14 protein-coding genes are annotated in these 13,556 nt (G+C 34.3%); 9 read left to right on the top strand and 5 right to left on the bottom strand.

What is annotated here, in order from left to right:
* Positions 1–186 precede the first annotated feature (186 nt).
* The 3 genes from AC4BB7_RS14435 (at position 187) to AC4BB7_RS14425 (ending at position 2,804) form a co-directional block, all read left to right on the top strand.
* On the top strand, positions 187–504 hold the full coding sequence (locus AC4BB7_RS14435) for a PadR family transcriptional regulator (RefSeq protein WP_086314168.1): 318 nt from the start codon (positions 187–189) through the stop codon (positions 502–504).
* Between the two features lie 8 nt (positions 505–512).
* Positions 513–2,060 (top strand): DUF4097 family beta strand repeat-containing protein, encoded by a 1,548-nt coding sequence (locus tag AC4BB7_RS14430; RefSeq protein WP_490485158.1) that lies wholly within the window; start codon positions 513–515, stop codon positions 2,058–2,060.
* Between the two features lie 231 nt (positions 2,061–2,291).
* The gene (locus AC4BB7_RS14425) at positions 2,292–2,804 is read left to right on the top strand and encodes a hypothetical protein (protein WP_490483492.1); all 513 of its coding nucleotides are present in this window, start codon (positions 2,292–2,294) and stop codon (positions 2,802–2,804) included.
* Positions 2,805–3,002: 198 nt separating this feature from the next.
* Here AC4BB7_RS14425 and AC4BB7_RS14420 read toward each other — a convergent pair whose 3' ends face one another.
* On the bottom strand, positions 3,003–3,134 hold the full coding sequence (locus AC4BB7_RS14420; RefSeq protein ID WP_490483491.1) for a hypothetical protein: 132 nt from the start codon (positions 3,132–3,134) through the stop codon (positions 3,003–3,005).
* A 656-nt stretch (positions 3,135–3,790) separates the two neighbouring features.
* A complete protein-coding gene (locus AC4BB7_RS14415; RefSeq protein WP_490483490.1) occupies positions 3,791–4,681 on the bottom strand; it encodes a VOC family protein in 891 nt (296 codons plus the stop codon).
* A 160-nt stretch (positions 4,682–4,841) separates the two neighbouring features.
* On the opposite strand from AC4BB7_RS14415, the gene queA reads away from it, so the two are divergent.
* Positions 4,842–5,873, top strand: a complete 1,032-nt coding sequence (gene queA / locus AC4BB7_RS14410) for a tRNA preQ1(34) S-adenosylmethionine ribosyltransferase-isomerase QueA (RefSeq protein WP_490483489.1) — start codon at positions 4,842–4,844, stop codon at positions 5,871–5,873.
* 151 nt (positions 5,874–6,024) lie between these two features.
* On the opposite strand, the gene spx is transcribed toward queA, so the two are convergent.
* On the bottom strand, positions 6,025–6,423 hold the full coding sequence (gene spx / locus AC4BB7_RS14405) for a transcriptional regulator Spx (RefSeq protein ID WP_086314163.1): 399 nt from the start codon (positions 6,421–6,423) through the stop codon (positions 6,025–6,027).
* Between the two features lie 459 nt (positions 6,424–6,882).
* On the opposite strand from spx, the gene AC4BB7_RS14400 reads away from it, so the two are divergent.
* The 5 genes from AC4BB7_RS14400 to AC4BB7_RS14380 all read left to right on the top strand — a co-directional run bounded on the left by AC4BB7_RS14400 (position 6,883) and on the right by AC4BB7_RS14380 (position 12,626).
* Positions 6,883–7,620 carry a MerR family transcriptional regulator gene (locus AC4BB7_RS14400; RefSeq protein ID WP_490483488.1) on the top strand — a complete coding sequence of 246 codons (738 nt, stop codon included), beginning with the start codon at positions 6,883–6,885 and terminating at the stop codon, positions 7,618–7,620.
* A 7-nt stretch (positions 7,621–7,627) separates the two neighbouring features.
* Positions 7,628–8,239: a GNAT family N-acetyltransferase gene (locus AC4BB7_RS14395; RefSeq protein ID WP_490483487.1), complete on the top strand. Its 612-nt coding sequence runs from the start codon at positions 7,628–7,630 to the stop codon at positions 8,237–8,239.
* Positions 8,240–8,327: 88 nt separating this feature from the next.
* On the top strand, positions 8,328–9,245 hold the full coding sequence (locus AC4BB7_RS14390) for an alpha/beta hydrolase family protein (RefSeq protein WP_490483486.1): 918 nt from the start codon (positions 8,328–8,330) through the stop codon (positions 9,243–9,245).
* 231 nt (positions 9,246–9,476) lie between these two features.
* Complete coding sequence (gene lanM, locus AC4BB7_RS14385; RefSeq protein ID WP_490483485.1) at positions 9,477–12,371, top strand: type 2 lanthipeptide synthetase LanM; 2,895 nt, start codon at positions 9,477–9,479, stop codon at positions 12,369–12,371.
* An 81-nt stretch (positions 12,372–12,452) separates the two neighbouring features.
* Positions 12,453–12,626: a hypothetical protein gene (locus AC4BB7_RS14380; RefSeq protein ID WP_170922980.1), complete on the top strand. Its 174-nt coding sequence runs from the start codon at positions 12,453–12,455 to the stop codon at positions 12,624–12,626.
* Positions 12,627–12,680: 54 nt separating this feature from the next.
* On the opposite strand, the gene AC4BB7_RS14375 is transcribed toward AC4BB7_RS14380, so the two are convergent.
* Both AC4BB7_RS14375 and AC4BB7_RS14370 read right to left on the bottom strand, forming a co-directional pair.
* The gene (locus AC4BB7_RS14375) at positions 12,681–13,013 is read right to left on the bottom strand and encodes a hypothetical protein (RefSeq protein WP_086314158.1); all 333 of its coding nucleotides are present in this window, start codon (positions 13,011–13,013) and stop codon (positions 12,681–12,683) included.
* Between the two features lie 19 nt (positions 13,014–13,032).
* A complete protein-coding gene (locus AC4BB7_RS14370; protein WP_010762625.1) occupies positions 13,033–13,287 on the bottom strand; it encodes a helix-turn-helix transcriptional regulator in 255 nt (84 codons plus the stop codon).
* Positions 13,288–13,556 lie beyond the last annotated feature (269 nt).

Genomic DNA, 13,556 nt, shown 5'->3' with positions numbered 1-13,556 from the left:
AAGCACTTTGAAGCAAGGCTGATTTTAAGGTCGTTTAGAAAATTGATTTTATATAGACAAGAGGACTCTTTTTTAAGAGGATATCAAGTTAATTTAGTCCTTTTTTCTTAGTCAATTTATTTCAGTGGACAGTTATGGAGATAGCGGGTAATTTGTCAATCAAAACTGTGATAAGGGGATTGAGCGATGAGGGCTTCTAGCCAATTTAAAAAAGGTGCTTTAGAGATGTGTGTGCTTCATTTTATTCAAAAAGAAGATCGATATGGTTATGAGTTAACACAACGAGTGAATCAATTTATACCGATTACTGAAGGGGCGCTTTACCCAGTTTTGCGTCGATTAGTCAAGGAAGAATATTGTGTCATTTATACCAAAGAATCGCCAGATGGTCCTTCCAGAAAGTATTACCAAATGACCAAAAAGGGAATAGAGTATTTGGAAACTTTGGAACGTGATTGGGATGAATTCGTTGAACAAGTGAGTAAACTGAGGGAGGCAGATTAGTGAATACAATGGAAGAATATTTAAACCAACTAAAGGCTGCTTTTGCTGAAGAAGATATAGAGGATTTTAACGAGTTAAAAGAAGATTTACTGGAACAGTTGGCCATTTGTTTAGAAGAAGGACAGACAGAAGAAGAGGTCGTGGCTAGACTTGCACCTCCAGAAGAGATAGCAGCTGATTATTATGCAGATTTAAGTTTGGATGCAGCAATCAATGCCAAGACTTCGGTTGTGCCTAGAGAAGAAATTCAAGATGTATTCATTCAAACACAGAAAAAAAGGATGCAGAAGTTTATAAAAACGGTACTTAAGGTATTAAAACCATTAGTATTACTGTTACTTTTAGCGTTGTTTACTTTTTTTCTGATCTATACAGTAAGAGAATTGTATGAGGAACACAACCTTGCTAGAATTCCAACGATTTTATGTTTATTACTACTAGCTGTTATTTTACAATTAGTAAAGGGATGGATCATCCAAAAACAGAAATTAATCAATGGGTTATCAATTGTTTTTTCAGGATTTGGAGTGGTAATGCTATTGTTCTTTTCGATTACTGGCCAATTGATGTATTCAGGCAGACAGTATTATAAAGAGATTAGTCTGACATCTAATCATCATGCTGCATTTAGTTTTGATTCAGATGCGGATGTGGAGATTACAAGCGTAGAAGTATCCAGCACTGAAAAGCCAAGTCTGATGATCAAAGGTCGTTTTAAGGAAAGTGACATCAAAAAAATTGAAAATGGATCCTATGATAACAAAATAAACTTAACCTTAGATAAAGAAAATATTTTTGATACATTCACACGAACAGGACGTTCTGAAGTGATTTTCTTCATACCAAAAGACACGATTCTTGATGATTTTCATTTAGGATTAAGTCGTGGAGATTTGCGTTTATTAGATATTCAAACAAAGAACTTTGATTTGGACTTAACTGCCGGTGATGTCTATGCGAAAAATATTATTGCAGATGAGGGCAATGTAGATAGTGATTATGGTGACGTAATCATAGAAGAATCTGCGATGAACTTGAAGGTCAATAGTGTTTCTGGGAAAACAGTAATTACTGGTATGCTTGGAAACCTCACGATTGAAGGGAATAAAGGACTTTCTATTTTAAAATTTTTGCGTTCCGATAAGGTGGTATTAAACAACCACTCAGGTCGTATGATTTTAGAAGATTCTGAAACTAAGAAATTAAAAACTACTGCAACGGATGGACAAGTAATTGTAAAACGAACAAAAGGCGATCTTGTGATGATCAATGAAAGTGGAAAAATTGTTTCAGAAGAAAATAAAGGAACACTAGAACTGAAGAATGGATCTGGACCAACAATTGCAATTCAAGAGAGTAAGGTAAATGCGAATGTTTCTAGTGAATCTGGATTTATCAAATGGCTGCAAGATCCTAGTCAATCAGTTGAAGTCGTTGCCAGTACAGGAACTGGTGAACTGAGAAATGATTTTTTAGATATACCAGGCAGCGGAAAATATAAAATTAACGTGAAATCCAAAACAGGAGATGTCAAAATCTTAGAAAAAGTTGAGTAAAATCAGTAAGATATAATTGTTAGAACGATAGCAATCGACTGTTTTAGATGTTATTCACGGATGAATTCCACAAATAATAAAAAAATTAGAAGGGGAGTCAGGCAAAATACTGTGAGTTTTGCTTTACTCTCCTTATTAATGAATAAGGTAGAGATTGAAAGTTTTTACATGCTTACTAGAGTAGAATACTTTTACCTCGATTTTTTGAAAAAAAGTTTTAAGGAGAAAAAGATGTTTAAAAAAGGGAAAATTAAAAAGTGGTTTAGACAAGGTGAGCAAGCTTTAAATGAAAAGGACGAGCAGCAAGCGGTATATTTTTTTAAACTCGTAATTGAAACAAGTATTAAAAATGGCGGCATCCAATTAAATGAGTGTTTCAATTCATTTGTTTTACTTGGAGATATTTATAACAAGGAAATGTGTTTTGAAGAAGCTGATCAACTCTATCGTATGGCTGCAGGAATAGATTTTTCAGCGAAATTTGTTTTACTGAAAAATGAGATTGCCCATGATGATTTAAACTATGAAGTAGATAGAAAAAAATGGTTGAAAAAAAATATGATTGATTTTACCGATATTATCCAAGCAAAAAATGGAAAAAATTGGACTTTCCTAATTGAAGAAGGCGAAATCAATTATCAGACGATGTTCTCTTCAAAAAAAGTAAATCACTCCGAGCAGAATGCAATCAAAGAAGATTCTTTTTGGTTCTATGAAGAGAGTCTTGATACACCAAACCTGTAATCTGTATATGTAGATGATGGAGATCAGAGTAAAACGATGTTTTAGTATTACTTTGAGCGCCTGTTACTGGCCTGTTTTAACTAATAAATAGATTATGTAGGGGAATAAAAAAATTAGAGAAAAATTTTTTATTTTCATAATAAAATAAGCTAAATAAAAAATTTTCTGACACTTTGTTGACTATGAATTTGTTTTTCTTTAAAATGAATAATAGATAGAAACGAAAATAATAAAAAAAGGCACTTCATAAATCAGTTGGCGCTGATCTATGAAGCCCTGATAAGTCAGAGAAAGCTGACCAATCAAGTTGCCCGTGTCAATGCGTAACATCGACATATTCCATTTTACTCAATTTTTGAAGAAATATCTAGAACTTTCTTCTCCAGAATGTAAGATGGGACAGGAGATGCCTATTTGTTGAACATGCAATGGTATTGGTGAAGTTCACCAATACCATTTTTTATTTTGTTTCTATCTAGAGAAAGCAAAGAGCCGTAGCGCTGAGAACTAATGATTGAAGCCGACAATCATCAGTTTATAGGCAATGCAATCTTTGCGATTTCGAAAGAATCAAAGACCAACAAATACTGATAGAATCGTTTAAGTGGTAATGTTCTGTTTAGTAAAAAGTAGTCTTTGGTGTTTCCAGAGGTATGGATAGGGGGAGCTGAGTAAGAATGAAATTGGTTATTCTAGAGGAATCAATTTTAGCTTGTCCCTGTTTGTACCTTTTTCTATGATAATAAAAATTTTACCTGTTTTCTCAGAATTGAATAAATATAGTTAGTTTAAGATTGTAAGTTAATATTATGCGTATAGTCGCTAAATAAAGGGGAATAAAATGGCAGAAAAAGAAATTGTATAGAACGAATGACGATGAATAGGCTGTTTTAATTGCTTCAAAAAACTGAAATAAGAGATCAGGGTTAGATCAGAATAGGAAGCGACTCTCATTCGAAGAATTCCAACTCTTTTACTAAGCTAAATTATTTTTCTTTATAAATATTTCTTTCAATTTCTGCTCGATCTTGTTCTAAAAAAGCTGGTAGAGCAAGTTTTTCTCCTAGATTGTTTAAAGGTTCATCAATTGTGAAGCCAGGTGTTAAAGTAGCAAATTCAACCCGATTGCCACCTGGTTCTCTAATATATAGACTTTTAAAATACCCACGATGAATGATTTGTTCGATGTTCCATCCTTGGTTTTTTGCTTTTTCGTGTAACATTTCTAAAGTTTGTTCATCTTTGACTGAAAAAGCAATATGGTCCATACTTCCACGTCCCATTCGTGTTTTTTTAGTCGTAAATGTTGGTAAGAGACGAATAAAATCTGTATCATTTAGTTGAATATGATCATCTTGACTTTTCCAACCTAACAACTGGTGGAAAAAATCAGCTGTTTTTTCAGGCATTGCAACATGAAAATCAGTAGATAAGAGACCTAAGATTTGTTTATTTCCTGGAATAGAATTTTTCACTTGTCGTTCTTTTTTTAAAGGTCCTTGTTCCACTTCAACCAAATGAATAGCCACTTGATCTTTATCTACAAAATGAAGCGTGCGGTGTTCTTCCATGAAAGGAACGTTCATAGTAGTTAAGTGCTGTTTCCAGAAGTTTAGGCTGTCTTTAGGAATTTTTAACGCGATCGTACTTAAAAAATGATGATTATCATAGCGTTGAGCAAGAGAGGGAACTACGAAAAAAGTTATGACAGAACCAGGTGTTCCAGCATAATCGCCATAATAGTAATGTAGCATGTGGTGGTTCTCTTGATTAACTGTTTTTTTTACGAGACGCAATCCAAGAATATCAGTATAGAATAACAAATTTTCCTCAGCAAATCTTGTTAATAATGAAACATGATGAATAGATGGAAACATTATAAAACCTCCCAATACGTATACTTACTAAAAGTAAGTATACGCGTCAAGAATTGTAATAACAAGTATTTTGACTTTGGGATGAATACTTTCTTCATAGCCAGATAGCATAAAAAATGGTAGAATAGCCAAGACAAATCAAGTAGAAAGAGTGACAAATATGCTTAGTACAGAAGATTTTGATTTTGATTTACCGGAAGAACTGATTGCACAAACACCGTTAAAAGATCGAACAAGTTCGAGGCTTTTAGTTTTAAATCGAGAAACAAAAGAAATGGAAGATAGACATTTTCACGATATCATTGATGAATTGAATCCAGGAGATGCGTTAGTCATGAATGATACGCGAGTACTGCCAGCTCGATTATATGGTGAGAAACCTGAGACTGGTGGACATTTGGAAGTATTGCTTTTGACCAATACAGAAGGTGATACTTGGGAGACGTTGATTAAACCCGCCAAACGAGCAAAAGTCGGTACAAAAATCAGCTTTGGTGATGGTCGATTAACTGCAACTGTTATGGAAGAGTTGGAACATGGCGGGCGAATCGTAACGTTTCATTATGAAGGGATTTTCTTGGAAATCTTAGAGTCATTTGGTGAAATGCCCTTACCACCATACATCAAAGAACGTCTAGAAGACCCAGAACGCTATCAAACGGTTTATGCGAAAGAAAATGGTTCTGCAGCAGCTCCAACAGCAGGTTTACACTTTACCCAAGAATTACTTGCTAAAATCCAATCAAAGGGTGTCAAGCTTGTTTATTTGACCTTACATGTTGGTTTAGGAACATTTAGACCTGTCAGTGTGGATAATATTTCAGAACATGAAATGCATAGTGAGTTTTATCGCCTAACAGAAGAAGCGGCGGCCCAATTAAATGATGTTCGTGAATCTGGAGGAAAAATTGTTGCAGTTGGTACAACATCGATTCGTACGTTAGAAACGATCGGTACAAAGTTCGATGGCCAAATCAAAGCGGATAGTGGTTGGACAGATATTTTTATTACACCAGGCTATGAGTTTAAAGTGGTACAAGCGTTTTCTACCAACTTCCATTTACCTAAATCGACTTTAGTAATGTTAGTCAGCGCATTTGCAGGTAGAGATTTAACGCTTGCAGCATATCAGCACGCAATTGAGGAACGCTATCGTTTCTTTAGTTTCGGCGATGCAATGTTTGTAAAGTAGGATAACATTCAAGAAAAAAACTCATTTTGCTTTTAACTGTGTTAAGCAAGGGAGAAGTGAGCTGCAGGTGTTGCAGAAGACATTTCTATTACTTGTTCAAGTTAGAAGCAAAATGAGTTTTTACTGTTTCCTAGATTCGAGGTAGTAACATTTATAAGCCGCTTAAAAGTAATGTTTGTGATAGTTCTCTTTTGCGGACATCCCTTGGTAAGAAGCAACGAATTTCATCTTCGTTAAAGCCGATTTGTAATCTTTTTTCATCAATCATAATTGGACGGCGTAGTAATCCAGGATTCTCTTTGACCAACTCCAATAATGCATGTAATGGTAATTCGTTAATATCTGTATCTAATTTTTGAAAGACTTTGGAACGGATCGAAATAATATCTTCCGTACCTTCTTCTGTAAGGATTAATATATTTTTTAGTTCGTCTAATGTAATAGGAGTAGTGCCAAAATTCTTTTCTTCAAATGGAATATCATGATCAATCAGCCATCTCCGTGCTTTTCTACATGATGTACAGCTATTTGTCGTATATAATTTTAACATATTTTTTCATATCCTTTCGAAAATATTGGTACATACCTCTTAATAACTATAATATACGAAAAGTAAAGAATTCACAAAATAAATGCTTACAAAATAGCTGTTTATTTCTATCAAAAGGGTGAAATAACTTAAAATTCACAAACTTTTGTTATTTTTTCTGGACAAATTACAATGTTAGCTGATAGATTTGGGAATTAGTGTTGTTATGTAAGATTTTTTCTCGCATAAGTAAATTTTCCAATACTATTTAGAAGCGTTTTCAAAATGATATATGGTTATGTTGTTTGATTATATTATTAAGGGCCTGTTAGTGGGGCTTTTTTTTTTGAGTGTAAAACAAATGCTTGACTGTAGGGTGCTCTTATAGTTTATGCTTATGGAAGAGAGTAGATGAATTATAATCAAAAATGACATGATCATAAGTTTTAGGAGGAGATCAAAATAGCACGCTATTTAACAATGGGACAATTGGCTGAACTAATGGCTATATCCAAACATCAAATTCGTTATAACGAAGAAAAGGGCTTATTGTCGCCAGCCTTTGTAGACAAGAATGGTTATCACAAATACGGAATGGATCAAGTGTATCAGTTGGCAAATATTCTTTTATTGAGAAGTCTAGGTGTTTCGACAGCGCGAATCGACCAGTTTATGAATAATCAGGATACTGTTTGGGCAGAAAAGACTTTGAAAGAAACCTTAAAAGAGACGGAAGAGAAAATTCAACAACTAGTTTTGGCTAAACAGAAAATTGAAAACCTGTTACCAGAAATCAATCAAAAGGAAGAATCTTATTTTAAGTTGCCCCAAAGAAACTTGAGTAAAATTTATTCGTATCCACTGAAGGAGTCTTTAGATCTAGTAAGCTTCTTCAAGTCCGTGAAAAATAGTCAAAAGAATCAGATGCTATTTTCTGAATCGATCTATTATTTATTTAATGATGATCAAGTTGATGTATATGTGTCAGATGATTCTTCAACGGAAAAAGCTTTACCAGCAGGTGACTATCTAGTGAAGAGAATTTGGGTAGAAGAAGAAAGAGAATTATTAGAAGCAATCGATTATTTTAGTAAAGAAGTTGAGCAGCCTTTTTGGAAAGTATCAGAAATCATTGTTAAAGAAGCCGCTTATTCTTCAGTTTTAATGAATAATCAGATTTTATATGAGTTGCAGTATTGTATTTCGATGGAAGGATGAGCGTTGTATGGATAAAAAAATTTATGTAGTGGACCGCGATCAATTAAATGCCAACGAAGAAAAAGATATTTTTCGTTTGCTTTTGGCTTCTTTTTCAACAATGTTTGCACATGTTCATTTAACTTCAAAAGAGAAACTAACTATTTTACTTCATTTCGAACAAAATTATTCTTCACAAGGCAAGCAGTTAGTTGATTATATGGTGAAAGACAGTAATGAAGTTATTGGTGTCTTAACAGTTTCAAGTAAAAGAACAACTTCAAAAAATTTGACCTATCCTTTGGAATTGTCTAAACGATATGGTTATCTGACTATTTTTAAATATGTTCTCTTGTTGAGTGCGTTGGAATATTATCCAAGGGATAAAGAACAGTATATTGAAAATATTGCTGTTCACGAGAATTACCGAAAACAAGGAATTGGGAAAGCTTTGATTTCAGCTGTCCAAGCGAAAGTAAAAAAGGAAGAGCGGTTATCTTTAGTTGTTTCAGTAAAAAATAAACAAGCTTTGAACTTGTACGCCGCATGTGGCTTCACAATTGTTAAAAAGGAAAGAGAATTTATTCTCGGTCTTTTAGCGAATGAACCAGATTGGTTTTTTATGGAATGGGGTAGATAAAATGAGTTGTTTTAGAAAAATCCTCCTTTTTTTGCTAAGTTTGCTCCTCGTTTTTAGTCTTTTCGTTTGGTATGAACATACTTATGAGATGGTTGAAGAGACAAAGTTGATTCCAATAGATAAAGGGAAGTTATCTGCTGTATTAACAAAGCCAGTAGGAAAGCGTTCCAAGGGAATCGTTATACTAGTACATGGAGATGCACCTGTTGATGCTACTAATGAGGGTGGCTACAGACCGATGATGGAACAATTTGCAAAAGCAGGTTTTACCACGATTTCTTGGGCAAAACCAGGAGTTGCTGGATCAACTGGAAACTGGCTATCTCAAACCATGGACGATCGAGCTGATGAAGTTACAGAGGTAATCCAATGGGCAATGGAACAGCCAGAATTAAATACAAAAAAAATTGTTTTATGGGGAGTCAGCCAAGGCGGCTGGGTCGTTCCAAAAGTGGCAGCTCAAAAGAAAGTGCCGATTTCTAAGGTAATCTTGGTTTCTCCAGCAATTAATTGGTCAAGCCAAAATATGTACTATACCGCTCAAAAATTAAAACAAGAAGGTAAAACACAAAAGCAAATCAAAGAAGAACTGCAAAAGGAAGAGCAACTTACTGCGTTGTTGAAAAAAAATATCTCTTATAAAGAATATGTGGCAAACACGCCTGAACAAAAACCGATGTCCAAGGATCGCTGGAATTTTACTAAGAAAAATATAGATTCAGATGTTCAACTGGATTTGGAAAACATTGATATTCCCGTTGATTTATTATTGGCTGACCATGATCGAAATGTTGATACTAAAGATACCGAAAAAACATATCTAAAAAAATTACCTCAAGAATCATTAAGAATTTTTACAATTAAAAACACGGCTCATAGTATGATGTATTCAAATGTTGCTCAGTCTGAATTGTTAACAGCTCTGGTTTATTTAGTGGCTCCAAAGGATTTTTTAGTCAATAAAGATTTTTTACACCAATGCTATTTGTCTGTATCTGGATATTAATAAGGTCAAAATGTCGTCTAGGAGTGAACTGTTTTGAAGGGAAGAGTTTATAACTTTCTATTTGAAGTGTTCCTTACCAATCTTATTGTTTATTCGATTTTCAGTAGAGGTGTTTGTCCCAATCGCTCTGTTTTTTTCAAAAAAATACAACAAAATAAAATTACCATAGTATTTTTGCTACTTTTTTATTATTATTATAAAGAGAGAAACATTATCGAAGGAGAGGGAACGATGAGTGAAGAGCTGACATATAGTTATGCTACAACGATAGCAGAAAGAATCCAGTGTTGGAAAGACTTAAATATAGAAGCTGATACCTACTTAAAACAGTGGCAAGCACGTAAAAGCTTATTGAAATTGTCCGATTACGAAAAAATGTTTCAAAATTATCAGTTGAATGAACAAACGTTTAGTGTTGGACTGCTGCCGTTTACTGAAGAGCGGGCGCAGCTCTTGTTGCCAACTGTTGAAAAGAGTGAGTGGTTCCAATTACATAGACACTTGTTTTTAGAGGAAATACCTGTAAAAGAAATGTCTTTAAAAGCCGCATTGCGTTTTCATCTACATTACTATGAGAAACATATTCAAAGCCTTTCCAGTAGATTTCCGCTGATCCAGATATCAGAAAAAACAATAACAGAGCTGATCGACCAATTATCAGATGAATTCTTTTTTATTGCCCAAAAAACCTTAGTTTGGGATGTTCATCAAATGATTGAAGAGTATCAGCTACAGGCGGAGTCAAAAGAAGAAGAATTTACTAAATATATTGAAGAATTTCTTGGGGATAAACAACGAACCTATCTTTTCTTTGGAGAGTATCCTACACTGGCGAGACTTCTTGCTGTCAGATTGACATTTGCCTGTGAAGTGATCGAAGAGTTTGTTTTTGATTTAACTATGTCAGCAGAACAATTGGCTGAGACCTTTGCCATCTCAACACCAATGACCCTCACAAAGATAGAAATGGGACAAGGAGATAGTCATGATAATGGAAAAACAGTGATTCAGTTTCAAGCGCAGAAAAAGTCATTGATCTTTAAATTTAAGAATCTGGAAATTGGTGAGCGTTTCAATAGCTTGTTAACCTATCTCGAAGGGCTAGCTCCAAACTTAGATTTCTATAAAATCAAGAGAATCGTTCAGCCAACTTTTTCAATTGAGGAAAAAGTCGCCTATCGTGAATGCAACGATGCAGGTGAAGTCACTGATTTTTATCAAAATTATGGTCAATTGTTAGCAATCGTTTACTGGCTAGGAGCAACGGATCTGCATATGGAAAATCTGATTGCTAGCGGTTCATATCCTGTTTTGATTGATGTCGAGACCTTGATTCGACCGGAAATGTTTAAACTAACTAAAAAATTATCAAGACAAACTCGAATAGAAAAACATTCTGTCATCGTTGCAGGTTTATTGCCACAAAAAAAACAATGGAAACGTGAACTAGAAATGGATGCATTGTCTGGCACGAAACAAAAATTACCGAAAAAAGTTAGGAAGTTAAGAAATGAGCGCTCTAGTGAGGTTGCTTTTCAATTGGAAGAAGCTTATATGGAAGGAGCACAAAATATTCCGCGATTAGCTGGTAAAGAAGTGGATTATCTAGTTTACCGCCATGTAATTGAGACGTCCTTTAAAGAAATGAATCAGTTACTACTAAAGAATAAGTCTGAATTCATTGAGAAAGTGAAAGAGTTATTTTCAGGAACAACGATTCGATTGATTTATAGAGACACACAAGACTATGGAAATTTACTGAATTTTACCTTGCATACAGATTGCATGTCAAATTACAGTGAGCGTGAAAAGATCATTGAAAATTTATGGGCTAGCAAAATTATCCCAGAAGCGTTGATTCCTTTCGAAGTTCAAGCGATGATGAATCACGATGTTCCTTTGATCACAGCAAACACGTCGATGACCGATATTTATATTAATGATTGTGAAGTCTCTGAAATGTTAGATAAGACTCCATTACAAGACACGGTGGAGCATATGGAGCAAATAACAGAGAAAACTAGCCATTTCTCCTATCTTTTATTAAAAGAAAGTTTAGGCACTCTAGAATATAGCCTACAAGAAATATCGTTACCTAGAAAAAATAGTTCCATTGAACAACCACTATTACAAAAAGCAGCTGATATTGGGGATAAGATCCTTGATCAGATTGTGGTGAATGACGAAATCGGTGAGCTTGATTGGATGAGTGTACTTCCAGAATCAGCTGATGAGATAGGGATCGCATATCCAGGCACAGATCTTTACGAAGGAAGTGCAGGAATTTATCTATTTTTCGTTTATTTAAATTATTTTGTGCCTAAAGAAACTTATCAAGCAGTGATTGCTTTACTGGAGAAAGAAATTTTTCAAACAGAGTCTGAAAAAACTAGCTATGAGAGTGCTTTTTTTAATGAGGGGATGCGTGTGACAGTTGCTTTTTATGTGACAAGGTTGCTTCATGATGCTAAGCATCTTTCTTATCTGGAGAATAGTTTACGAGCTTTAAAAGAGTGTCAAATAGCAGAGGAAAATCAGTTGAATGAATGGTTGTATGGCAAAGCTAGCTTATTAGCAGTTTTAGCAGCTGTATACCAAACATATCACAAGCCAGAAGCGTATGACCTACTTTTACACTATGCACAAGCAATGACCTGCCAAGAAATGGAAGATAATAGCTTTGCTCATGGCTATGCGGGTGTCTGCTACGCTTTAAGCAAAGCGGAACAAATTCTTAAAGAAACGAAAATCAAGGAAAAATTAGATTGGTATCAAGAAAAATTTGAAAAAAATCTAGAAAAAAATGAAGGCATAAATGATTCTTGGTGCCGAGGTAAAACAGGGATCGAAGCAGTTTGCCAGTTGTTAAATGTTACGTTCATCGATAAAACCTGTGAAAAAGTAGCGGATATGAACAGGGGAGATGATTGCTTATGTCACGGAAGATATGGAAATAAAGACAATTATTTAAATGATATTAATTTATTATTGAATGATGTTATTAAACTGAAATCTGATCCAGCAAGTATCCCAGTAAATCTTTTCTGTGGTTTAGCGGGAGTGGGGTATCAAGTGTTAAGAGCATACGATCCGTTCAATGTTCACTCCTTGTTATTTATAAAGTGACACAATCTGAAAAAAGAACTTTACTTATTTGAGAGAACGTTTTATAATCTAAGTATTAACACAAGGGGGAGAAATATTATCATGAGAAAATTATCGATTGAAAAAATGGAAGCAGCAAAAGATTTGAAAAAAGTAGATGCAGTTGTAGGAGCTTCATTTGAAAGAAGTAAAAATTCTGAAGACACTGTGGATAGATCAGAAACGATTGTTGCGAATACAGTAGGTGGATGGTCTCGTTTGGTTTGTTGGCCATAGGCATAATTGAAAATAATTAAAAAGAACTAACGAAAGTTAGTTCTTTTTTTATTATTAAATTGATTTCTTTAAAACCATAATACAAATAGCTTCAGTACCAGATATAATTAGTACAGCAAAATTCAAAATCCATGAATATGCTAATTCATTGTACGATGCAACATCGTAGAATAAGTTACTCAAAGCAAATAGTATAATTAAAGTGATAATAAAAGAAATAAAACTTGCTGTAGAAATGATTTTCTTCCCACGTTCGTCTTTTCCTTCTTTGCTAAAGAAAAAGTAAATGGAATAAACAATAAATACAATGGACAGTGCAATTACCACCAAACTAGACCAATGATTTACAGGCAAGTTATCAAAAAAAGATTTAAGTGATTCAGTCATAATTTATCCTTTCCTTCCGTTAGTCGGTTTCTTCGTTTGTTTGCTCGTCTTCTGTTAATTTTTTGAAAGTGAAGATTTGTTCAATCGGCACTTCGAAAACGTCCGCTATGTCGTGAGCCAGTAAAAGGGAAGGATTGTACCTATTTCTTTCTAACTGAATAATTGTTTGTCTAGATACTCCCACCTTGTCAGCAAGTTCCTGTTGGGTCATGCGTTTCATGGCTCTGTAGACGTGAATGGAACTCTCAAAAGATGAGTTCTTCTTTTTTGGCAATGCAAATCCCTCCAATAGTCTAATTTATGTATTAAATAAAAAGCGCATAGTCAATATACCATATCTTACTTTCACTTACAAATATCTTGCAGGTATAATATAAAGAAAAAAGCCAAGCTTCTCGACTAGCTTGGCTCTTGTTTCCGGAAGGAATCAGAGTATTGAATGATTTTTTTTTTACTTTTCGTTATACATGTAAAGTAATTAGTTGAATTTCTTGTTCATAAACCAAATGTTGTCTTCATTACATTTTCTACATTTCTTTGCTT

The sequence above is a fragment of the Enterococcus sp. AAFC-DPL-5182 genome, from assembly GCF_058216605.1.
This window is presented reverse-complemented; position numbering and strand designations above follow the sequence as displayed.

Excerpts from the sequence above, each read along its gene's own strand:
- AC4BB7_RS14435 (WP_086314168.1), top strand. The coding sequence starts at position 187 with ATGAGGGCTTCTAGCCAATTTAAAAAAGGTGCTTTAGAGATGTGTGTG.
- AC4BB7_RS14430 (WP_490485158.1), top strand. The coding sequence starts at position 513 with ATGGAAGAATATTTAAACCAACTAAAGGCTGCTTTTGCTGAAGAAGAT.
- AC4BB7_RS14425 (WP_490483492.1), top strand. The coding sequence starts at position 2,292 with ATGTTTAAAAAAGGGAAAATTAAAAAGTGGTTTAGACAAGGTGAGCAA.
- AC4BB7_RS14420 (WP_490483491.1), bottom strand. The coding sequence starts at position 3,134 with ATGTTACGCATTGACACGGGCAACTTGATTGGTCAGCTTTCTCTGACT.
- AC4BB7_RS14415 (WP_490483490.1), bottom strand. The coding sequence starts at position 4,681 with ATGTTTCCATCTATTCATCATGTTTCATTATTAACAAGATTTGCTGAG.
- queA (WP_490483489.1), top strand. The coding sequence starts at position 4,842 with ATGCTTAGTACAGAAGATTTTGATTTTGATTTACCGGAAGAACTGATT.
- spx (WP_086314163.1), bottom strand. The coding sequence starts at position 6,423 with ATGTTAAAATTATATACGACAAATAGCTGTACATCATGTAGAAAAGCA.
- AC4BB7_RS14400 (WP_490483488.1), top strand. The coding sequence starts at position 6,883 with ATGGGACAATTGGCTGAACTAATGGCTATATCCAAACATCAAATTCGT.
- AC4BB7_RS14395 (WP_490483487.1), top strand. The coding sequence starts at position 7,628 with ATGGATAAAAAAATTTATGTAGTGGACCGCGATCAATTAAATGCCAAC.
- AC4BB7_RS14390 (WP_490483486.1), top strand. The coding sequence starts at position 8,328 with ATGGTTGAAGAGACAAAGTTGATTCCAATAGATAAAGGGAAGTTATCT.
- lanM (WP_490483485.1), top strand. The coding sequence starts at position 9,477 with ATGAGTGAAGAGCTGACATATAGTTATGCTACAACGATAGCAGAAAGA.
- AC4BB7_RS14380 (WP_170922980.1), top strand. The coding sequence starts at position 12,453 with ATGAGAAAATTATCGATTGAAAAAATGGAAGCAGCAAAAGATTTGAAA.
- AC4BB7_RS14375 (WP_086314158.1), bottom strand. The coding sequence starts at position 13,013 with ATGACTGAATCACTTAAATCTTTTTTTGATAACTTGCCTGTAAATCAT.